Genomic DNA, 21,594 nt, shown 5'->3' on the forward strand with positions numbered 1-21,594 from the left:
GTCGCAGGCACGCGGACGCGTTCGTCGGATGACGTGCTGCTCGGTGTGACGGTGGCCATCGCGCGGGGCGCGGCCGCGCGGCTCAGCGCAGTTGCTGGATGCGGATCAGGTTGCCCGCGGGATCGCGGACGGCGCAGTCGCGGACCCCGTACGGCTGCTCGGTCGGCTCCTGGACGATCTCCGCGTCCCCGGCCACCAGCCGCTCGAAAGCGCCGTCGAGATCTTTGGTAGCCAGAAGGATGCCGCCATAGGTGCCCTTGGCCATCATCTCGGTGATGGTGCGGCGCTCGTCATCGGTGATGCCCGGGTCGGCGCCCGGCGGGTGCAGAACGATGGACGTGCCCGGCTGGTCGACGGGGCCGACCGTGAGCCAACGCATCCCTTCGTATCCGACGTCGTTGCGCACCTCGAAGCCGAGAAGGTCACGGTAGAAGGCGAGGGCCGCGTCCGGATCGTCGTGCGGCAGGAAGCTCGCGTGAATGGTGATGTCCATGGCAGTCAGGCTAATTGCGGCTCGGTAACCGGTGCTTCTCGATTCCTGATCGGTCTGGTCACCTGTTTCGCCACACACGACGGAATCCCCGCCGTCGTGCGCGCGGCGTCGCGCCGGTAGACGCTGGGCGGCACGCCGACCAGCTCGGTGAAGCGCGTACTGAAGGTGCCCAGCGACGAACAGCCGACCGCGAAACAGACCTCGGTGACGCTGAGGTCGCCCCGGCGCAGCAGCGACATCGCGCGTTCGATGCGCCGCGTCATCAGATAGGCGTACGGCGACTCGCCGTAGGCGAGCCGGAACTGGCGGCTGAGGTGCCCGGCCGATATGTGCGCGTCGCGCGCGAGCGCCTCCACGTCCAGCGGCTGCGCGTACTCGCGGTCGATGCGGTCGCGAACGCGGCGCAGTCGCGCGAGATCGTGCAGGTGCTGCGTCGCGGCGGGTCTGCTGGTCACTCACCAGATCGTGCCACATCGCGGTGACAAACGACCGCGTGGAGCCGCTGAACCGGCAGGTCACCCCCGTCGCTACCAGAAGGTCGCCGAGAGCTCGTACTCGGCGAGCGCGGCCCGCACCAGCTCGCTGAGTTGCTCGGCGTCCAGGAGCGTGGGCGGGTGGAAACCCATGACGCGCAGCGTGATCGCTTCCCCGGTTTCGACCAGCGCGACGTACAGATTGCCGCCGCGTTCGGTCACCACGGTCGGCGAGTTCAGGCTCTGATTGACCAGGCCGATCATCATCGCCGAGGCCGGACGGCCGTCGATGCGGAGGATCTCGGAGTCGAGCTTGCCGAGACTGGAACACACCGTCGAGATGGCGTCGGTGGCGGCTTGCCGCGCCAGCACCGCGTAGCGGCCGCGCGGCAGCGCCACCGCGACCGGGACCAGCGGCGGGACATCCGGTCCGCCGGCCGTGGCCGCGCTGAGCTGTTCCTTCATCACCGCGCGCAGCGGGGCGAGGTCGGCCGGTTCGCCGTCGCGCGTATCCACCTCGAAGGCGATGGAGGTCAGCGCGTTCGCGCGGAGATCGTCGGCGGTGCGGGTGCTGACCGGCATCATCATGCGCACCCGGCCCTCGTCGTCGGTGCGGCCGATCGCGGTGGCGATGGACGCCATCATCGCCACCGCCAAGGTGGTGCCGGTGCCGCCCCGGTTGCGTGCCGCCGCATGCCAGAGCTGCGCCGGGACCGTCGCGGTGACCGTCGGCAGGCGGAAGTCCCGCGCGTCCTCGTCGGTAGGTCCGGTCTTGCCGCCCCGCCCGGTCACGGCCAACCGCAACGCCAGAACGGCAGCCGACGGCAACGACCGGGCGCGCCGCGCGGCATCGCGAAGATCGTCGGCCAGCAGACGCATCCGGCCGAATTCGTCGCTGCGGTACGCCAGATCGAGCCGCTTGTCCGCGACCGCGTCCGCGACCGCCGCGCAGAAGGCCTGGCCGTCCGCGAGCGTGTGCGAGACCAGCAGCGACACCGCGCTGCCCCCGTCGTCGAGGTGGGTCGCCGCCAGCCGCCATGCGGGTCCGCCGAAGGTGCGCAACTCGGCATGCCCCTGCTCGGCGATCCAGGCTTCCAGATCGCCCGGGGGGATGGGCGCTTCCGTGACCTCGAGCGGGCTGAACTCGGTGCGGGTGGTCCACCGGTCCCCGGCGGCCGGGATCATCGCGGGCCCGACCGCTCTCGCCAGCCTGCCGTGCCGCAGTGCCTCGTGGAAACGCTCCAGCGCCGCCGTGTCGACCGGACGGTCGTAACGCCAGACCGCCTGTATCGCCAGGGTTCCCCCTAGCGCGGAGTGCCCCCGCGCACTCACGCAATCGATATCGGTCAGGCGGTAGGTCACGCGAATCTCCCCTCGAGTTCTGGACACCGGAGCAGGTCCGCACCGGCGTCGTCGCCGCCACAACTCGGCGCTACGACGATGAGGATCGTTCGAATGTCCGGTTTCGAGCTGTTCGGCCAAACAAGAGCATTAGTCCTGGCAACGTCGTGGTCAACCCTACTGGCGGGTTCGGTGGGGGCGCCCGCGACGGGGCGCCGGAAGCGGGCGAAAAGCTACTCGTCGGTTCGCTGTCCTGCGCGAACGGCGAACCTGCCGCCAGCTGCGCGGAAACCGCGGCACGGGTGTCAGTCGCCCCGAACCGGCCCGATGTCGAGGATTCGAGCTGGACGGGCGACCACTTCAGCAACGCGCCGGTGGACGAGTGGCGTCCGCCGGTGTCGCCGGATCGCGTCGCCGGATCGGCGGCAAGTAGACCTCGTCCACGATGTCGGCCAGAACGTGGTCGGGGCTCCGCGCACAACGGATTCGTTGCGGAGCAGGACCCGGCTGGATGAATCGACACGTGTCGCGCGGCGTCGAGACTCATCGGTGCTGCGCGATCCGGATTGCGTCGGACATCGGAGGCGCTCGCCGAGCGGTGCGTGCAACATTCGGGTCCCCGGCCACGTTGAGGCTCGCCACTACGGGGTGGACGTGGCGGAGTGACGCCGGGTCGGTCGTGATGCGCGCGGTGGTGGCGGAAGGCCAGGCGGACCAGTCCGGCGAGTTCGAGTTCGGCCAGATGCTGGCTCACGGCGGGTACGGAGTGGCCGATGGCGGCGGCGAGGCTGCCGACGTCGGGAGGGTGACACGGCCGTGTCCGGCTGTGCAACCGCACGGTCGCCACCGACCGGCCGGTGCGCCGCAGGACCGAAAACCGCTGTCCTGGACGTCATCCGGGCCGTTAGATTTCCACCGGGTGGCGCGTTGTCGAATACTTGCGCAACTGATTGACGTACCCCGATCGGCGGGTTTCTAATGATTGATGGCGCAATTCGTGCGCCGGTCGACCAACGAAGCGAGGTGAGCGGCAGATGCCGGTTGACAGTATCGACGTCTACAGCCGGGCCGCCCTCGAGAAACGGGTCGCGCCGCCGCGTCGTTGATCTGTACGCGATCGGCGGCCGGGCAACGGCGTCCCGATCGTTCGACGCGGCATCGAATTACACCTTCGTCAGCTCTTCGACGCGTGACGGCGGCGCGTGCGCGTCCGGCCGATGCGCTGGTCCTTCGTCCACGGCGCGACCGGTTTCGTCGTGGCTCGACTCTGCCGGCCCCGTGCGCGCGTCCTCTGTCCCGGAGGGGCGTGCCAGCCCCGCACGATAGTAAGTATTGGAGTCCCCGCTATGGCCACATTGCTCGAGAAAGTCGAAAAATCTTCTCGGTCACGGAAACCGGAGCGTCCGCGGCAGGCGGCTTCGCTTCTGCGCTCCTTCCCCGGGCAGCGGTAGTCGATGACGACCTTTCTCAGCGCCGTGACCGCCGACCACTTCGACACCGAAGTGCTCCAGCAGCACTGGATTCCACTCGCCGCCGACGACGCCGACACCGCTGCCGTGCTCCGGGAACGGCTGGGGATCGACTTCACCGTCGCCCGCAGGCAGGTCTGGGAGTCCGACAACTTCCTCTATTTCCCGGTGGTCGCCTGCTACCAGCGCGGCGAGACGATCGAACACGCGACGATCGTCTTCGCCTTGGGCGGTGAATTCCTCGTGACGCTCCAGCCGTCCGAGCATTTCGTCCCCTTCGACAAGGCGGTCGCGAAGATGCGCCGCAGCCCGGAACTCGCCGGCTCCGCGCACGGGGTGATGTACGCGCTGCTGTGGGCGCTGAACGAGGCGTCGGAACGGGTGCTCCAGCACGCCGGTGACGCGCTGGAGGCGATGCACGAGGAGATCGAGCAAGCGCTCGAACGCCATGATCGAAGCGGCACCGACATCGCCGACCTGCGCGAGGCCATGTCACGGCTGGACGCGACCGCGCGCATCGTCGCGCGCACCCGCGAGACACAGCTGCAACTGGCCCGCACCGCCCGCCACCTGATGGCCGACGCCGGGTCCGGCCACGGGAAGCTGAACGATTCCGTCGGCCTCCTGCTCGCCGACATCGACGGGGTGAAGGAGCACGCGGGCGTCGAATCCGACAAGGCCCGCTACCTCCAGCAATCCGTGACGAACGGGCTGGGCGCGCGTCAGAACGAGGTCGTCAGGGCGTGCACCGTCGCCACCGCGGCTTTCCTGCCGCCCGCGCTGATCGCGGGCTGCTACGGCATGGATCTCACCGGCATCTCCGAAATCTCCTGGCAGCTGGGTCTTTTGGTCACCACACTGCTGGCGCTGATGGCCGCGGTGATCCCCTTGGCGTACCTGAGGAAGAAGGGCCTACTGCGCTGAACCCTCGCCCGCGTGGCGACCGCTTCGTTTCCGGCGACTATTACCTCGCGCGTAATCGACGCGGGGCGCGCGGCACGGCAAGGTTGGTGTCAGCCGATCGGAGAACCTCGGGTCGGTGACTGTAAACCATTACCGCACAGGAGGATTCATCATGTCGCGCTACGACGAAGCGGTCGATCGGTACTTCGCCGCGTGGAATGCCACCGACGAGGAAGCCAGGGCCGCGGCGGTCGCGGCCGCTTGGGCCGAGGACGGCGCATACACCGATCCGCTCGCGGAGGTGAGCGGGCACGCCCAGCTGGCGGCGGCCATCGGAGGAGCGCAGGCACAGTTCCCCGGCTTCGAGTTCCGCCGTGTGGGCGAGGTCGACGGCCACCACGACATCGCCCGCTTCTCCTGGGAGCTGGTCTCGGCGGCCGATGGCAGCGCCCCGGTCGCGGGCTCGGACGTGATCACCCTCGGCGCCGACGGCCGGATCACGAGTGTGCACGGCTTCCTCGACCGGGTGCCCTCGGCGTAGCCTCCGGTCGCGGCGCATTCCGCGACACGCCCGGCAGGCCGCAGTCCGGTTTGCGCCTGCGGCGAACACGGTGCGTCGTCCACGCCACGGGGGCATCCTGGACGTCAGGAGTGCAGTTCCGGCAAACAGGGTGGTGGTCGGCGTGGACAACGCCGCGATGGATGCCTACTCCCGCACCGTGATCGCGGTGGCGGCGTCGGTGACCCCGCACGTGGCCAGTGTGCGGACCAGGCGGGGGAGCGGATCGGCGGTGGTCTTCACCGACGACGGATTCCTGCTGACGAATGCGCACGTCATCGGCGTGGCGAGCGGGGGAGAGGTGGTCTTCGCCGACGGAGTGGAATCCCGGTTCGAAGTGGTCGGGGTGGATCCGCTGTCGGATCTGGCCGTGCTGCGCGCTCGCGATGGTGCGCCGGGCGCGGTGCCGCTCGGGGACAGCGACCGATTGGTGGTCGGTCAGCTGGTGGTGGCGGTCGGCAGCCCGCTCGGCCTGGCGGGTTCGGTGACGGCGGGCGTGGTGAGCGCGCTCGGGCGCGCGGTTCCGGTGGCGTCTCGCCGCGCCGGGCGGGTGATCGAGGACGTGATCCAGACCGACGCCGCGCTGAACCCCGGTAATTCCGGTGGCGCCCTGTCGGATTCGGCGGGCCGGGTGGTCGGCATCAATACCGCGGTCGCGGGCATCGGGCTCGGCCTGGCCATCCCGATCAACGCGACGACGCGCCGGATCATCGGCACGCTGCACGCCGAGGGACGCGTCCGGCGCGCCTACCTCGGCTTGGTCGGCGTGCCCGCGCCGCTGCCCGAGCCGGTCGCCGCGCGCACCGGGCAGGCCGCCGGGGTGCGCATCGTCGAGGTGGTCCGCGGCGGCCCCGCCGAACAGGCCGGGCTGCGCCGCGGTGATCTGGTGCTGAGCGTGGCACGGTCGGAAGTGCGTGACGCCCAGGGCATACAGCGACAGCTGTTCGCCGAGGCGATCGGTGTGCAAATGCCCGTCACCGTGCTGCGCAACGGGGCCATGGTGGACGTGATCGCGGTCCCGGTGGAATTGGCGGCGGACTGAGCGCGGGCCTAGTCGGCGGCCGGGACCGGCTCGGCGGCTGCGGTCGGCGCAGGTGACTCTGTCTTCCATCGCGCGTCGACGACCAAACCGCCCAGGCCGACGGCGAGGCAGACGCCGGACAGCGCCAGCATCGCCGGATGGGTCGTCCCGGTGAGCGCGTCACCGAGGATGACGGTCCCGATGGTGCCGGGCAGTACGCCGAGCACCGTGGCGATCAGGTAGGGCCAGAACCGGATCGACGACAACCCACAGCAATAGTTGATCACCGAGAACGGCACCGCCGCGATGAGCCGCAGCGAGCCCACCGCCAGCCAGCCCCGGCGTGCGAGACGTTCATCGATCGCGCGCACCGCGGGGTGGGTGAGCCGGGCGGCCACCTGATCGTGATCGAGCGCGCGCACGAGCAGGATCGCCAGTACCGCGCTGACGGTCGTCGCCCCCACCGCCAGCGTGATGCCCAGCAGCGGGCCGAACAGCAGTCCGGCGCTCACGGTGAAGACGGTGCGTGGGATCGGCGCCACCGTCACCAGGGCGTGGACCAGGAAGAACAGCAGCGGGAAGACGGGGCCGACGGACGTCGCCCAGTCCTGCACCTGGCGGGGCGACGGCAGCGGAACCAGCAGAGCCGCGCCGAATAACGCCACCGCGCCGACGATCAGCGCGACGATACGCGGGTCCCGGAGCAGCCTGGTCATCCGCGACAGGTTACCGGTTGGTAGTGGCGGGCAGGGTCAACCGGCTGGGAATCCGCCCGCTAGCATCAGAGGAGCGGGACGAATGCCCGTTAACCGAAGTAGTCGCTGAGCTGGGCGAATGTGAGGGTATCGGGCGCACACTGCCGGTGCGCCCGTGTTGAGGAAGAGGAACAGCAAGCTATGCCGATTGCTTCAGATTCCGGGGCTGATCCGGTGCCCGAATACGCCGCGTGGCGCAAGGGCGTCGCCGGGGTGCTGGCCAAGGCTCGCCGCGTCGATGTCGGCGAACTTCCCGAGGAGCCCGAGCGGCTGCTCGACGAGACCACCTACGACGGGCTGACCGTCGCCCCGCTCTACACCCGGCGCGACGAGTTGCCCGAGCAGCCCCTGCCGGGAACTTTCCCCTTCGTTCGCGGCCGCGACGCCACCCGGGATGTACACCGTGGCTGGTTCGTCAGCGCGCAGTTCGCCCAGCGCGACGCCGCGGCGGCCAACCGGGAGATCCTGGCCGCGCTGGAGAACGGGATCAGCGCGATCTGGCTCGGCGTGGGCGAGCGTGGCGTGCCGGTGGCGGAGCTGCCGACCGCGCTGAACGGCCTGCTGTTCGAATTGGCGCCCCTCACGATGGACGCGGGCGGCGACGTCGCGGACGCGGCGGACCAGGTGTTCGCGGTGCTCGACGGCTACGCCGCGCCCGCGCGCGATGACATCCGCGTCTCCCTCGGCGCCGCACCCTTGACCAGCCGCTTCGCCGACCTTCCCGATACCGGTCTCGCCGAGGCCGTCGCGCTGGCCGGACGGGCCGCCGAACGCCCGGAAACGGTTCGCGCGATCACCGTGGACGGCACCGTCTTCCACGACGCGGGCGCCTCCGACGCGCAGGAACTGGGCGCGGCCGTCGCCGCGGGCCTGGCCTATCTCCGCGCGCTGACCGAGAGCGTCGACATCGCCGCCGCGCTGGAACAGTTGGAGTTCCGGTTCGCGGCCACCGACGATCAGTTCGCCACCATCGCGAAGCTCCGTGCCGCCAGGCAGCTCTGGGCGCGGGTCGCGCAGGTCTGCGGCGCACCGGATTTCGGCGGCGCGCCGCAACACGCGGTCACCTCGGCCGCCATGATGAGCCGGCGCGATCCCTGGGTGAACATGCTGCGCACCACCCTCGCCGCGTTCGGCGCGGGCATCGGCGGGGCCGACACGGTGACCGTGCTGCCGTTCGACTCCGCCCTGCCGCCCGGTGAGCTGGGCGTCTCGAAGTCGTTCGCCGATCGGATGGCTCGCAACACCCAGTTGCTGCTGCTCGAGGAATCGAATCTCGGCCACGTGCTCGACCCGGGTGCGGGCTCCTGGTACGTCGAGGACCTCACCGCCGCGCTGGCGGCGAAGGCGTGGGAGTTCCTCCAGGAGATCGAGGCGGCCGGTGGCTACCTCGCCGCGCTGGAGTCGGGCATGCTCGCCGAGCGCGTCGCCGCGACGAAGCACGCCCGCGACACCGATGTCGCGCACCGCAAGACCGCCGTCACCGGCGTGAACGAATTCCCGAACCTGGCCGAACAGCCGTTGTCCGAGGCGGCGCGGCAGGAGGGCCGGGTCGCTCGCTACGGCGCCGCGTTCGAGCAGTTGCGCGACCGCTCCGACGCCTACCTCGCCGAACACGGCGCGCGGCCGAAAGCGCTGCTGGTGCCGCTCGGTTCGGTGGCGGAGCACAACGTGCGGGTCACCTTCATCGCGAACCTGCTGGCCTCCGGCGGTATCGAGTCGATCAACCCCGGACCGCTCGCGGTGGACGGCATCGCCGCCGCGGCCACCGAAGCCGGGGCGCCGATCGCGGTCCTGTGCGGGTCGGATGCCCGCTACGGATCCGAAGCCGGTGCGGCGGTGGAGCAATTGCGTGCCGCCGGCGTGGGAACGGTGCTGCTGGCGGGTTCGGCGAAGGCCGTCGCCGACCTCGACGACGCGCGGCGCCCGGACGGATTCCTCGCCGCGCGCATCGACGCCGTAGCCGCGCTGTCCGGCCTGCTGGAGAAGGTGGGAGCCTGATGACTACTCGTGAGATCAAGCATGTGATCGGCAGTTTCGCCGAGGTGCCGCTGGCCGAGCGCGCGCCGGAGCCCGCCGCGGTGGACGCGGCGCAGGTGACCGAGTACGTGCGCGCGGCAGCGGCGGCCAACCGGTACGCACCCGAGCAACTGGTGTGGTCGACGCCCGAAGGCATCGATGTGCCGCCGGTGTTCACCAAGGCCGACCGGGACGCCGTTGCCGCCGAAGGGTATCCACTCGACAGCGTGCCCGGTGTCGCGCCGTTCGTGCGCGGGCCGTACCCGACGATGTACGTCAACCAGCCGTGGACCATCCGCCAGTACGCGGGCTTCTCCACCGCCGCGGATTCGAACGCCTTCTACCGGCGCAATCTGCAGGCGGGCCAGAAAGGCCTGTCGGTCGCGTTCGACCTGGCGACCCACCGCGGCTACGACTCCGATCACCCGCGCGTGCAAGGTGACGTCGGCATGGCGGGCGTCGCGATCGACTCGATCCTGGACATGCGCCAGCTGTTCGACCACATCCCGCTGGACCAGGTCAGCGTCTCGATGACGATGAACGGCGCCGTGCTGCCGATCCTGGCGCTGTACGTCGTCGCCGCCGAGGAGCAGGGTGTCGCGCCCGAGCAGCTGGCCGGAACCATTCAGAACGACATTCTGAAGGAGTTCATGGTCCGCAACACCTACATCTACCCGCCCAAGCCCTCGATGCGGATCATCTCCGACATCTTCGCCTACACCAGCGCGAAGATGCCGAAGTTCAACTCGATCTCCATCTCCGGCTACCACATCCAGGAGGCGGGCGCGACCGCCGACCTGGAGCTGGCCTACACCCTCGCCGACGGTGTCGAGTACATCCGCGCGGGCATCGACGCGGGCATGGAGGTCGACAAGTTCGCGCCGCGCCTGTCGTTCTTCTGGGCCATCGGCATGAACTTCTTCATGGAGGTCGCCAAGCTGCGCGCCGGGCGCCTGCTGTGGAGCGAGCTGGTCGCGAAGTTCAACCCGAAGAGCGCGAAATCGCTGTCGCTGCGTACCCATTCGCAGACCTCCGGCTGGTCGCTCACCGCGCAGGACGCCTACAACAACGTCGCGCGCACCTGCATCGAGGCGATGGCCGCCACCCAGGGGCACACCCAGTCGCTGCACACCAACGCGCTCGACGAGGCGCTGGCGCTGCCGACGGACTTCTCCGCCCGCATCGCCCGCAACACCCAGCTGTTGATCCAGCAGGAGTCCAATACCACCCGCCCGATCGACCCGTGGGGCGGTTCGTACTACGTCGAGTGGCTCACCCACCAGCTGGCCAACCGCGCCCGCGCGCATATCGCGGAGGTGGAGGCGCACGGCGGCATGGCGCAGGCGATCGGCGAGGGCATCCCGAAGCTGCGCATCGAGGAAGCCGCCGCGCGGACCCAGGCGCGCATCGACACCGGCCAGCAGCCGGTGATCGGCGTCAACAAGTACCAGGTCGAAGAGGATCAGCAGGTCGAGGTCCTCAAGGTCGAGAACTCGCGGGTGCGCGCCGAGCAGATCGAGAAGCTGCGGCGGCTGCGGGCCGAGCGCGATCCCGACGCCGTGCGGCGGGCGCTGGCCGAATTGAGCCGTGCCGCAGCCTCCTCCGAGGGTGGCATGGCGAACAACCTGCTCGCGCTGGCGATCGACGCGGCAAGGGCCAAGGCCACCGTCGGCGAGATCTCCGATGCGCTGGAGCAGGTGTACGGACGGCACCAGGCCGAAATCCGTACGCTCTCCGGCGTGTACCGCGACGAGGCAGGAAAGGTCACCAACATCACCGAGGCGAGCGAGCTGGTCGAGGAATTCGCCGAGGCCGAGGGCCGCAGGCCCCGTATCCTCGTCGCGAAGATGGGCCAGGACGGCCACGACCGGGGCCAGAAGGTGATCGCCACGGCCTTCGCCGACCTCGGCTTCGACGTCGACGTGGGCCCGCTGTTCCAGACTCCGGAAGAGGTGGCGCAGCAGGCGGCCGACAACGACGTGCACGTCGTCGGGGTGTCGTCGCTGGCGGCGGGTCACCTGACGCTGGTGCCCGCCCTGCGGCAGGCACTGGCCGATGTCGGACGCCCCGACATCATGGTCATCGTCGGCGGCGTGATCCCGCCCGGTGACTTCGAGGAGCTCTACCAGGCGGGCGCCGCGGCGATCTTCCCGCCCGGCACGGTGATCGCGGACGCGGCGATCGACCTGCTGAAGAAGCTCGGCGCCGAACTCGGTCACGCACTCGGCAGCGGCGCCACGGATTCCGCCGCGACGGAATGAGCGAAGCCGGTTCCGCGGCGCGCGCCACCCCGAAGGCGGCCGCGCGCCGCACGATCGACGTCGACGCCCTGGCCGCGGCGGTCCGCGCCAACGAGCGGGCCGCCCTGGCGCGGGCGATCACGTTGGTGGAGTCCACCAGGGCCGATCACCGGGCGCTGGCGCAGCAACTGCTGCTGAAGGTTTCGCCGGAGGCGGGTGCCGGGGGCGCGCCCTCCAACCGCGTGGGTATCACGGGCGTTCCGGGCGTCGGAAAGTCGACCTTCATCGACGCGCTCGGCATGTACCTGATCGGGCAGGGCCACCGGGTCGCGGTGCTCGCGGTCGACCCGTCCTCGACCCGGACCGGTGGCTCCATCCTCGGCGACAAGACCAGGATGGCGCGATTGTCGGTGGAACGCGACGCCTACATCCGGCCTTCACCCACCGCGGGCACGCTCGGCGGCGTCGCCAAGGCGACGCGGGAGACCATCGCGCTGCTCGAGGCGGCGGGCTACGACGTGATCCTGGTCGAGACCGTCGGGGTGGGTCAGTCGGAGGTCACGGTCGCGAACATGGTCGACGTCTTCTGCTTCCTGACCCTGGCCCGGACCGGCGATCAGCTGCAAGGCATCAAGAAGGGTGTGCTCGAACTCGCCGATCTGGTCGCGGTGAACAAGGCCGACGGCAAACATCAGGTCGAGGCCAAGGCCGCCGCGCGGGAACTGGCGGGTGCGCTGCGCCTGATCCATCCGCACGATGCGCTGTGGCGGCCGCCGGTGCTGACCATGAGCGGATTGGAAGGCGTCGGTCTGGACCGGTTCTGGGAGACGGTGCTCGAACACCGTCGTGTGCTCACCGACGCCGGGGAGTTCGCCGAGAAGCGGCGTCGCCAGCAGGTCGACTGGACCTGGACCATGGTGCACGACCAGTTGCTGCGCAGGCTCGCGGACAACCCGGAGGTGAAAGCCATTCGTACGCAGGTGGAAAAACAGGTCCGCGACGGCACCTTGACCGCCGCACTCGCCGCCGAGGAACTGCTGCGCGCGTTCGACGGACGCTGACCTGCCGTAGGCGCGAACGCCGCGTCGTGCGGCATCGCGATGGCGGCCGGGTCGTTGCGGAAACTGCGGGGGCCATCTGCGCCCGCGCGACCGTTCGCGCGCCGGACACTCGGAGATTCCGGGATCCGGCCGACCTCGCCGATGGTGCGGGGTGGCTTACCGTTGCTTTCCGTGCAAGCGGACCTGCGCCACCAGCGCGCGGTGGTCGGCTCCCGGGAGGTCTACGGTCTCCACAGCGACCGCGCGACCGTCTGCGACGAGAATGTGGTCGATGCCGACCAGGGGCGGCCAGCGCTTATCGGTCGGATAGGTGACCAGATGCCCGGCGCCCGCCTGTTCGGTGGCGTCGCCGAAGCGGCCGGAGAGCATCGCACGGAACTGCCGGTGATCGTAGGTCGCGTTGAAGTCGCCGCCGGCGATCGCCGGTCGATTCGCGGGCGATCGGTCGAGAATGCCGCGCAGCCGGGACAATTCGTCGGCCCAGACGCGCGTCCCGTACACCGGCGGTACCGGGTGGAAGGCGTACACCGTGACCGGCCCGGCGCCCGGGATCTCCGCGGTCGCCGAGAGCTGGTTCAAGACGAAGCCGTCGTACTCCACGGTTTCCGACAGGGGATGGCCGCTCCAGATTCCCGTCCCGGTCGCGGTTCTTCCCGGCGACAGGAAACGGTATGGCAGCACTTGATCGAGACCTGCCCGGCCGAGATCCTCGACCGCCGTGGGAGTGAGCTCGTTCACGGTGAGCACAGCGACGTTGCGTGCGCGCACCTCGTCGACCAGCGCCCGGGGGTCGGCTCCGTCGAACAGGAGATTGGCCTGCATCACGGTCACGGTGTGTCCGTCCCCGTCGTCCGGGTGGCCGACATACAGCGGCGCTTGCGTCCACGTCGCGATGGCGACGACCACGATCGCGACTCCCGCGCCGATCCGGTGCCGCATGGCGACGAAGGCGACCGCACCCAGGACGGCGGAACCCATCAGATACGGCGCGCCCGACGCCGCCAGAATCAGTATTCGAGACGAGGACCCGCTGAAGTGCAGGACGATCCCAGCGACGGCGGCCAGAGCCGCAGCCCACGCCAGCAGACGGATGCCGAGCAGAACCGGCTTCGAGATCACGTCCGATACCCGAGCACGTCCGTTCACTCGATACCGAACAGCGTCGCCGCGTTGCGGTAGCAGACCTGACGCATCCAGTCGTCACCGAGTTCGAGCCGTTCGAGCGCCTCGATCGAATGACCGTAGGAGTGCGGGATATTGGGAAAGTCGCTGCCGAACAGGATGCGGTCGGCGAAGGCGCGCAGCCTGCCGTGCTCGTGCGCCGGGAACGGAGCGTCGGCCTCGGAGAAGTCGGTCCACACCATCGTGGTGTCCAGCCGCACTTCCGCGTAATCGCCTGCGAGGTCGAGGAATTCGGAATACTCGGGCGTGCCCATGTGCGCGATGATCAGCCGCAGCCGCGGAAAGCGCCGCAGCACACCGGCGATCGGCTCCGGGCCGGTGTGGGTTCCGGGCGCGGGGCCGGAACCGCAATGGATGACGATGGGGATGCGCGCGTCCTCCAGCAGGCCCCACACCGGATCCAGCAGCGGGTCGCCCGGGTGGTATCCGCCGACTTGGACGTGCGCTTTGAAGACGCGGGCACCGCGCTCGACCGCCTCGCCGACATAACCGGCCGCCTGCGGCTCGGGAAAGAAGGTGGCGGTGTGCAGGCAATCCGGGGTGCCGGCGGCGAAGTCGGCGGCCCATTCGTTGAGCCACGCCGCCATGTCCGGTTTGTGCGGGTACACCAGCGCGGTGAACGCGCGCACGCCGAAGTCGCGCAGAGTCTTCAACCGGACCTCGGCGTCGTCGCGGTAGGTGATCGGCCAGGTGCGGCCGGTCAGCGGCCCGACCGTGTCGAAGTACGCCCACACCTTCCGCATCACCTGATCGGGCATGAAATGGGTGTGCACGTCGATGATGCCGGGCAGGCCCAGCCCGGCGCGGAAGGCGGACAGGTAGGTCGCGTCGTCGGCGGCGGTCATCGGACCTCCTGCGCCGCGGGCGGGTGCACCGTCAGCGCGAGGTCGCCGACCCGGGCGATCAGTCGTTCGAAGAACAGCTCCGGGTCGGTGCCGATCACGATGTCGGCGTTGGGTTCCCGGCCCCACATGCCCGCCCAGTCGGCGACCGTGGTCGCGCGGGTGAGGGTGCCTGCGAGCTCCACGTCCACCGTCGCCGGACGGGTGCGGGCCAGCGCCGGGTCCAGCGCCACCGCGGCCGCGAACGGATCGTGCATATGGGCCAGATACCCCAGGTCGTACCCGTGGTGGAAGTCGAAGTAGAACCGCACGGCATCGGTGACGTGGCGGACGATCGGATTGCTCGCGGCCGATCGGGCCTCGGGTGGGTCGGCGGGCGAGACGACCTCCACCGGATAGCTTTTCGCCCGCTCGGCCAGGCGGACCAGGTGCTCGGGTCGCATCTCGATCGTCTCGGTGATGTCGAGCGCGCAGACGATCGGCCTGCGCTCGGCGGGCGCCGCGGCGAACGCGTCGAAGACCTCTTTGGCGGCCTCCGGGTCGACGTGCACATTCCACTCGTTGGTGGGCGTGGTGTTGCCCGGATGGTTGAACGCGCCGCCCATGATGACCAGGCGATTCAGCAGCAGCGGCAGATCCGGTTCGATCCGCAGCGCGAGGGCGAGATTGGTCAGCGGCCCGGTGCAGAGGCCGACGATCTCGCCGGGGTGGGCGCGCACCAGCTCGGCCCACATCAGCGCTGCCGATCGCGGGGAGAGCCGGCGAGCGGACGGGGGAAGTTCGGCGTATCCGATGCCATGGGGTCCGTGCGTGTCCTCGGTGGTGCGCAGCGGGATCGCCAGGGGATCGGCGGCGCCGAGCGCCACTTCGATCACGGGCGCGCGGCAGACGTCCAGCCAGGCGAGGTTGTTCGCCGCCACCTGCGCCGCCGGAACGTTGCCCGCGGTGGCGGCGATACCGGCGATCTCGGCCTCGGGGGAGCCGAGCAGGTACAGCAGCGCCAGGGAGTCGTCGATGCCGGTATCGACGTCCAGGATGATCTTCTGCCGCACGGCACGAGACTAGCGAGCCCGGATGCCGGGCCCGCGGCGAGGTGCCGATTGCTCGGCGGTCGCAGCAGGTAGTACATACGTCTAGTACGTTTGTCTGAGACGTTGTAGCCTGTGGGTATGGGAAATCGCGAGGATCTGCTGGCGGGAGCACGGAAAGTCATCGTCGAGCGAGGCATCGCCAAGGCGACCGCCCGCGACATCGCCTCGGCGGCCGGTGTGAGCCTGGCGGCGATCGGCTACCACTTCGGCTCCAAGGACCAATTGATCACCGAAGCGCTGAGCGACGCTTTGGGCACCGCGATCGGCGACAACATGGAGGCGAAGATTCGCGAGGGCAGCGGCTCGGCGCCCTTGGCGGCGTTCGCCGCCATGTGGAACGGCATGCCCGCGGTATTCACCGAGAACCGCGACAGCATGCTGGCGAGCATGGAGAACCTGGTGCGCGTCGCGCGCTCGACGGAGTCGCAGGAGTTCTTCGCGCAGAGTCTGCCCGGCGCCTACCGGGACATGGCCGACGCGCTGCGGCAGGCGCACCCGCAGCTGAACGAAGAGCAGGCCGAGGCGATCGCCGAACTGTACTTCGTGCTCGTCCAGGGACTCGGCGTACTCCAGACCATCGCTCCGGAGGCGAACCTGCCGGACGGTGACCGCCTGGCGCAGGCGGTCGCCGCGCTGGCGGGGGTGGAGATCTAGTGCCGGCTCGGCAGCCGCCCGGCGGGAGGCCGCGGACGATCTCCGCGGCCTCCCGCCGGGACGGTCAGTGCGTCGGCAGCGGCCACGCCGGATGGTCCGCGCCGTAGGCGGGCGCGGGCGAGGCGTAATCCGGGTACTCGGCCAGCACGGGCGGCGCGGTGACGACCTGTCCGTGCCGGACCACATGCGCCGCGCTGGGCATCGCGGGCTTTGGGTGACGCGGTGTGCGGTCCGGCGCGTCGAGCAGCCAGGACGCGGTGCGCGCCAAGGCCACTCGTACGTCCCGCCCGATTCCGTCGTCGCTGCGCGCGACGAGGGCGTCGATCACGCCCGCGGCGAGCAGGTAACCCGACGCGTGGTCGAGTGCCTGCGCGGGCAGCGCCCCCGGCACGGCGGGCGCACCCTCGATGATCGAGATGCCGGACGCGGCCTGCACGATGCTGTCGAAACCGCGACGCTCACCCCAGGGACCGGCTTCACCCCAGGCGGACACCCGCCCGTGGATCAACCCGGGACGGGCGGCCGCTCGCACCCCGGCCCGCTCCAGCGCGCCCGGCCGGTATCCGGTGATCAGCACGTCGGCGGCGGCGACCAGATCATCGATACCGTGGGCGCGCAGGTCCACCAGCGTCGAGCGTTTGCCCTGGCAGGTGTCGGCGAATTGCCAGGAGATCTCCGGCAGCTGCGGCGGGTCGACGCGCAGCACCTCGGCGCCGAGCAACGCCAGCGCGCGCGTCGCGACCGGTCCCGCGATCACCCTGGTCAGATCGAGCACCCGCACCCCCCGCAGGGGTTGCAGAGGCGCGGCGCCCGCCGATAAGCCGGTCTCCCCGCGGTCGGGGCGGTCGGTGATCGCGACCAGCGGACCCGCCGCGGCGGCCTGTCCCTGCGGGCTCGCGGCCCATTCCTCCTCGGTGCGGACGCGCACCGCGATGGCCCCGTGCGCGGCGGCCTGCTCCTCCAGGTCCGAGGCGCGGATCATGGCCATCTGGGCGACGGCGAGGTCGACCGGCGCTGAGTCGGGCAGGCCGAGCGTGGCGAACAGTCGCGCCCGGTGATGCGAATAGTTGGCGTGCGTGCGAACCCAGCCGTCGAAGGTGGGGAAGAAGCCGGAAAGATCGGCGAACGGTGTCGGCATCCGGCCGCCGATGCGTAACAGACGCTCGCTGGAGAAGGCCGCGGTGATGCGGGCGGGATCGAGGCGATGCGCCACCGGGCCGAGACCGCGTGCGGTCCGCATGCGGTTCGCGGCCGTGGTCAGCGCCGCGATCGAACCGGCGGCCAGTGCCCAGACCGGTAATGTCGCGGCGAGATTGCTACCCGGATCGGGCGCGGGGGAGATGTTCGAGGCGGTGACACCTATACCGGCCTCGTAGTCCTGGACGAGCCGTGCGTGCGTGTTCACTCGCTTCAGCCTAGTTGCCGCTCCTGGGAACTCGCGTGGCGTGGTCCCTCCGGCCCGGCATGCGCGAAGGACGCTACTTCCGTCCGCCGCGCCGCTCCCCGCGGCCACCTGCGGCGATTCGGCTCGAAGACGCGTCGGCTCCGCGCACCGGTGCGCCGTGCGCCGATGCGGCGACGCTGTCGTCGACCGGCCGTCGCGTTCGGCCGGGCCGGACCGCCGCGGGCGCTCGGGCGGCGACCGCGTGATCGCGGACGCGTGTTCCCGGGGTAGCGGATGAGGTGCTGACGGGTCCGAGACCTTCGGGGAAGACCCACGATCTCGCGGTATCGAGGCCGGGCGAATCTCGGGCTCGCGCGGCGTGAAAAGAGCTGTCCGAGAGGGTTTCTCGCCAGTGAGGATAATGACACGCGCCGGACCGCGCGGAATGGGCCAGCATATCCCCAGGCTGCACGGCAGCAGTCGGCGCGGGACGCCGCGCGGATCCGATGACCTTTCCTTCGGGTGCGAAGACAGGCAGAGCATGGCCGGCCGCAGAGGAATGCCGCGGCACCGATATGTGAGGTCGAGAGACGATGACGAACGTCTATGCCGGGAGCGCGGAATACACGGTGCCGACGACCAGGACGAAAGAGAACTCCGCAGCGCGGGAGCGTGTTCCGGTCTTCGGGATCGATATGCGTCCGCGCACCGCTCTGCTCCCAGACCGGGTTCGTCGCGCGCCGATCGAACGCGACTACGAACTGATGGCCGTGCAGGACGCCCAGAACGCCGGGTACCTCCGGGAGATCCAGGACCTCGCCGCGGAGCGCGCGTCGCTCGGGAACGCCGGCCACGACCAAGCGACGCGATTGCGCGTGGCGCAACTCGAGGCCGCGCTCACGGCGGCGACGGCGGACGCGGTCGCCGCGGGAGTCACGACGCGTCGCCACCCGCCCCACCGGGACGGGGATGCTGCATCGGTGCAGGAGATCTTTCGGACCGCAAGCGTGCAGGGGTGGGTTCATGCCCAGTGCGTCGACTGTGGCGCGGAAGCGGGTACGCGAGCGGACGAGCCGGTGGTGCTCGCCTCGGTGGTGAAGGTGCCGCTGGTCCTGGAGTTCGCCAGGCAGGTGGTGGCGGGGCAGCTGGATCCCGCGGATCGGGTGCGGGCGCGGGCGGCGGATCGGCTCGGCGGCGTCGGCACCGCGGGCTGCGCCGACGACGTCGAGCTCAGTCTGCGCGACGCGGCGTACTTCGCGCTCACCGTCAGCGACAACACCGCGGCCGACCTCGGGACCGCCGCATCAGGAAGCTCCCGCACTCGACCGAGGCGACTACCGTGGTCTGGTCCGGCCGCGCGGTGGGACGACGACGGCGAAGGGAGACCGAACGTGGCAGGCGGCAGCACCGACTCGGAGTGGTTGCGGACGCTGCGATCCGGAACGGTCGCGCGGCAACACCTGCTGTGCTTTCCGCCCGGCGGAGGGTCGGCCACGGCATACCGCGATCTCGCGCAACGGTGCGGGGTGGGCGTCGCGGTGCTCGCGGTGCAGTATCCGGGACGGCAGGACCGATTGGGTGAGGACCCGATCACCGACCTGGTCGCGCTGGCGGACCGGATCGCCCAGGCGGTGCTCGCGCAGGGCCGGATCGCGCGGCTGTCGTTGTTCGGGCACAGCATGGGCGCGACCGTGGCGTTCGAGACCGCGCGCAGGCTCGAGCGTGCCGGGCAGCCGGTGGCCACCCTGTTCGTATCCGGCCGTCCGGCACCCACCTTCGAGGAGACGCAGCGGTTGCACCTGGCCTCCGACGCCGAACTCATCGATGACCTGGTGCGGCTGGCCGCGGATCCCGCCCCGCTCGAGCTGCTGCGCGCCGAGCCGGGCCTCGCCGAACTCGTGCTGCCCGCCGTGCGCGCCGACTACCGAGCCGTGGAGACCTACCGATACCAGCCGGGGGAGCCGCTGCGCGCCGATATCGCGGCGCTGGTCAGCACCGATGACCCGACGATGCGACCCGAGCAGGCCGACGAATGGCGTGCGCACACCAGCGGAGGATTCGACCGGGCGACCTTCTCCGGCGGCCATTTCTACCTGGACGAGCACGTCACGGAGGTGGCGGGCTTCGTCGCGCGCCACCTCGGCGCCTGAGCACCGGCGTCAGCGCGGTGCGTGCACACGGGCGGCCGGGGCGGGCCGGCGCTGCGCCCACACATAACCGATCCACGACGCCACCACCAGCGCGGCCGCCACTGCGCGCACCAACCCGAGCGCGTGTTCGGGGTAGATCACGCCGGTGAGGTAGTGGTCGATGAATCCGCTCGACGGCAGCCGCTCCCGGCCCGCGTGCTCGCGCGCCCAATTCTCCAGATGCGTGAGCGGGCAGTCGAAACCGACCACGATCGTGCCGAACCCCCAGCAGACCGCGAGCAGGTGCAGCCAGATCGTGCGCGGAAAGCGCCATGCGAGGAATCCGCCGACCACCACGTAGGCCACGAAGGCGAAATGCGTGACGGCGGTGGCGTCGGCTGCCAGCCGGTAGAGCACGCCTCCAGGGTAGCCCTCCGCCGCGTGACGGAGCCCGGATCGACCGCTACCAGGGGGAGGGCTGATAGTCCTTGAGGAAGCAGCCGAACAGATCGGTGCCGTTCTCACCCTGCACGATGGGGTCGTAGACGCGCGCCGCGCCGTCGACCAGGTCCAGCGGCGCGTGGAAACCCTCGTCGGCGAGCCGGATCTTGGTGTAGTGCGGTCGCTCGTCGGTGATCCAGCCGGTGTCGACCGCGGTCATCAGAATGCGGTCCTGCTCCAACATCTCGCGGGCGCTGGTGCGGGTCAACATGTTCAGCGCCGCCTTGGCCATGTTGGTGTGCGGGTGCCCCGGGCCCTTGTAGGCGCGGGAGAACTGCCCTTCCATGGCGGAGACGTTCACGACGTACTTCCGGCGGGCCCCGGCGGCGGCCATCGCCGGGCGCAGGCGGGAGACCAGGATGAACGGCGCGACCGAATTGCACAGCTGCACTTCGAGCAGCTCGGTCGGATCCACCTCCGCGACCGTCTGCACCCAGCTGTTGGTGTGCGCGAGGTCGGGCACCAGGCCACCCGCGTCGATCGCGACGCCGCGCGCGATGCGTTCCGGCGTCGCCGACCCCGCGACCAGTGCCAGCTCGGCTACGTCGGCGGCGGTCAGCGCCGGGGTGAGCGACGCGGTAAGTGCGGTGGGGTGGGCCTGCATGGTCTTGCCGAAGCTCACCACTTCAGGCAGCGCGCCCGCGGGCAGCGGTCCGGATTCGGCGTCGACCAGGGCACTGTAGGCGCCGGGGGAGCGGCGCACCGTCTGCGCGGCGTTGTTGATCAGGATGTCCAGCGGGCCCTGGGCGGCGACGTCGTCGGCCAGGGCGACCACCTGAGCCGGATCACGCAGATCGATGCCGACGATGCGCAACCGGTGCAGCCAGTCCGCGCTGTCGTCCATCGCCGCGAAACGCCGGATGGCGTCGTTGGGGAAGCGGGTGGTGATGGTGGTGTGCGCGCCGTCGCGCAGCAGGCGCAGCGCGATGTACATGCCGATCTTGGCGCGGCCGCCGGTGAGCAGCGCCCGCCGCCCCGTCAGATCGGTGCGGGCGTTTCGTTTGGTGTGGCTGCTCGCCGCGCACTCCGGGCACAGCTGGTGGTAGAAAGCGTCGACCTGGGTGTAGCGCTGCTTGCAGATGTAGCAGGGGCGCGCGCGGAGCAGCGTGCCCGCGCTGGCTCCGTCGGTGGCCGAGCTGATCGGGATGCCCGCGGTCTCGTCATCGATCCGGTTCGGGGATCCGGTCGCGGTGGCGGCGACCACCGCGCGGTCGGCGGCCGAGACCGCCGCGCGCGCTTCGGTGCGGCGGCGCTGCTTGAGCTTTTTGAACATGTGGCCGACCGCCCGCTGCACGGCCACCGAGTCCGGATGATCCTTTTCGAGCGTTCCGGCCTGCTCCAGGACCCGAAGACAGGTCGCGAGCTCCTCGGGATCGATCATGCTTTCGGCCATCGGGGCGGGGGACATCCTTCATCGAGCTGGGCAGACGACCGACCCATTGTCGCAAACCCCGCCTGCCGGGTGGTCGCCCGGTCGCCC

At 70.3% G+C, this 21,594-nt stretch carries 19 protein-coding genes; 8 read left to right on the forward strand and 11 right to left on the reverse strand.

Features of this window, described 5'->3' with window-relative positions; genetic code table 11:
* Positions 1 to 82: 82 nt before the first annotated feature.
* From ON29_RS13305 to ON29_RS37755, 4 genes are all read right to left on the reverse strand, one after another.
* On the reverse strand, positions 83 to 493 hold the full coding sequence (locus ON29_RS13305) for a VOC family protein (RefSeq protein ID WP_040866560.1): 411 nt from the start codon (positions 491 to 493) through the stop codon (positions 83 to 85).
* A gap of 5 nt (positions 494 to 498) precedes the next feature.
* A complete protein-coding gene (locus ON29_RS13310; RefSeq protein ID WP_040866561.1) occupies positions 499 to 948 on the reverse strand; it encodes a helix-turn-helix transcriptional regulator in 450 nt (149 codons plus the stop codon).
* A gap of 72 nt (positions 949 to 1,020) precedes the next feature.
* A complete protein-coding gene (locus tag ON29_RS13315) occupies positions 1,021 to 2,328 on the reverse strand; it encodes a hypothetical protein (RefSeq protein ID WP_040866562.1) in 1,308 nt (435 codons plus the stop codon).
* A 70-nt stretch (positions 2,329 to 2,398) separates the two neighbouring features.
* The gene (locus ON29_RS37755) at positions 2,399 to 3,154 is read right to left on the reverse strand and encodes an ArsR family transcriptional regulator (protein ID WP_373283874.1); all 756 of its coding nucleotides are present in this window, start codon (positions 3,152 to 3,154) and stop codon (positions 2,399 to 2,401) included.
* A 607-nt stretch (positions 3,155 to 3,761) separates the two neighbouring features.
* Between ON29_RS37755 and ON29_RS13320 the strand changes: the two genes are divergently transcribed.
* From ON29_RS13320 to ON29_RS13330, 3 genes are all read left to right on the forward strand, one after another.
* Complete coding sequence (locus ON29_RS13320) at positions 3,762 to 4,700, forward strand: CorA family divalent cation transporter (protein WP_083863449.1); 939 nt, start codon at positions 3,762 to 3,764, stop codon at positions 4,698 to 4,700.
* Between the two features lie 151 nt (positions 4,701 to 4,851).
* Positions 4,852 to 5,220, forward strand: coding sequence for a nuclear transport factor 2 family protein (locus ON29_RS13325; protein ID WP_040866564.1), 369 nt, complete (start codon positions 4,852 to 4,854; stop codon positions 5,218 to 5,220).
* Positions 5,221 to 5,377: 157 nt separating this feature from the next.
* The gene (locus tag ON29_RS13330; RefSeq protein WP_174371819.1) at positions 5,378 to 6,280 is read left to right on the forward strand and encodes a S1C family serine protease; all 903 of its coding nucleotides are present in this window, start codon (positions 5,378 to 5,380) and stop codon (positions 6,278 to 6,280) included.
* Between the two features lie 8 nt (positions 6,281 to 6,288).
* On the opposite strand, the gene ON29_RS13335 is transcribed toward ON29_RS13330, so the two are convergent.
* On the reverse strand, positions 6,289 to 6,975 hold the full coding sequence (locus ON29_RS13335) for a TVP38/TMEM64 family protein (protein ID WP_083863451.1): 687 nt from the start codon (positions 6,973 to 6,975) through the stop codon (positions 6,289 to 6,291).
* A gap of 180 nt (positions 6,976 to 7,155) precedes the next feature.
* Here ON29_RS13335 and ON29_RS13340 point away from each other — a divergent pair, with 180 nt between their 5' ends.
* Genes ON29_RS13340 through meaB form a run of 3 tightly spaced genes read left to right on the forward strand, consistent with a single transcriptional unit; the run spans position 7,156 to position 12,331 of the window.
* On the forward strand, positions 7,156 to 9,012 hold the full coding sequence (locus ON29_RS13340) for a methylmalonyl-CoA mutase family protein (RefSeq protein ID WP_040866565.1): 1,857 nt from the start codon (positions 7,156 to 7,158) through the stop codon (positions 9,010 to 9,012).
* On the forward strand, positions 9,012 to 11,291 hold the full coding sequence (gene scpA / locus ON29_RS13345) for a methylmalonyl-CoA mutase (RefSeq protein ID WP_040866566.1): 2,280 nt from the start codon (positions 9,012 to 9,014) through the stop codon (positions 11,289 to 11,291). Before ON29_RS13340 ends, scpA begins: the two co-directional genes overlap by 1 nt.
* A complete protein-coding gene (gene meaB, locus ON29_RS13350) occupies positions 11,288 to 12,331 on the forward strand; it encodes a methylmalonyl Co-A mutase-associated GTPase MeaB (protein ID WP_051175163.1) in 1,044 nt (347 codons plus the stop codon). Before scpA ends, meaB begins: the two co-directional genes overlap by 4 nt.
* Positions 12,332 to 12,487: 156 nt before the next feature.
* Here the strand turns inward: meaB and ON29_RS13355 are convergent, their stop codons facing one another.
* The 3 genes from ON29_RS13355 to ON29_RS13365 are packed head-to-tail and all read right to left on the reverse strand — an operon-like array spanning position 12,488 to position 15,407.
* Positions 12,488 to 13,450 carry an endonuclease/exonuclease/phosphatase family protein gene (locus ON29_RS13355; RefSeq protein ID WP_040866567.1) on the reverse strand — a complete coding sequence of 321 codons (963 nt, stop codon included), beginning with the start codon at positions 13,448 to 13,450 and terminating at the stop codon, positions 12,488 to 12,490.
* A gap of 23 nt (positions 13,451 to 13,473) precedes the next feature.
* Positions 13,474 to 14,358, reverse strand: coding sequence for an amidohydrolase family protein (locus ON29_RS13360; protein WP_040866568.1), 885 nt, complete (start codon positions 14,356 to 14,358; stop codon positions 13,474 to 13,476).
* Positions 14,355 to 15,407: a nucleoside hydrolase gene (locus ON29_RS13365; RefSeq protein ID WP_040866569.1), complete on the reverse strand. Its 1,053-nt coding sequence runs from the start codon at positions 15,405 to 15,407 to the stop codon at positions 14,355 to 14,357. The genes ON29_RS13360 and ON29_RS13365 overlap by 4 nt, the downstream gene beginning before the upstream one ends.
* A 117-nt stretch (positions 15,408 to 15,524) precedes the next feature.
* Here ON29_RS13365 and ON29_RS13370 point away from each other — a divergent pair, with 117 nt between their 5' ends.
* Positions 15,525 to 16,100, forward strand: coding sequence for a TetR/AcrR family transcriptional regulator (locus tag ON29_RS13370; protein ID WP_040866570.1), 576 nt, complete (start codon positions 15,525 to 15,527; stop codon positions 16,098 to 16,100).
* 64 nt (positions 16,101 to 16,164) lie between these two features.
* On the opposite strand, the gene ON29_RS13375 is transcribed toward ON29_RS13370, so the two are convergent.
* Entirely contained in the window at positions 16,165 to 17,505 is a 1,341-nt protein-coding gene (locus tag ON29_RS13375) for a CoA transferase (RefSeq protein ID WP_174371815.1), read from the reverse strand.
* Between the two features lie 572 nt (positions 17,506 to 18,077).
* Between ON29_RS13375 and ON29_RS37035 the strand changes: the two genes are divergently transcribed.
* On the forward strand, positions 18,078 to 19,634 hold the full coding sequence (locus ON29_RS37035; protein WP_083863457.1) for an alpha/beta fold hydrolase: 1,557 nt from the start codon (positions 18,078 to 18,080) through the stop codon (positions 19,632 to 19,634).
* Between the two features lie 9 nt (positions 19,635 to 19,643).
* Here ON29_RS37035 and ON29_RS13385 read toward each other — a convergent pair whose 3' ends face one another.
* Together ON29_RS13385 and ON29_RS13390 are read right to left on the reverse strand one after the other, a co-directional pair.
* On the reverse strand, positions 19,644 to 20,030 hold the full coding sequence (locus ON29_RS13385; RefSeq protein WP_040866571.1) for a DUF2784 domain-containing protein: 387 nt from the start codon (positions 20,028 to 20,030) through the stop codon (positions 19,644 to 19,646).
* 46 nt (positions 20,031 to 20,076) lie between these two features.
* Positions 20,077 to 21,507, reverse strand: a complete 1,431-nt coding sequence (locus ON29_RS13390) for an SDR family NAD(P)-dependent oxidoreductase (RefSeq protein WP_040866572.1) — start codon at positions 21,505 to 21,507, stop codon at positions 20,077 to 20,079.
* Between the last annotated feature and the right edge of the window lie 87 nt (positions 21,508 to 21,594).

It is taken from the genome of Nocardia exalbida NBRC 100660 (assembly GCF_000308575.1).
Classification (GTDB): Bacteria; Actinomycetota; Actinomycetes; order Mycobacteriales; family Mycobacteriaceae; genus Nocardia; species Nocardia exalbida.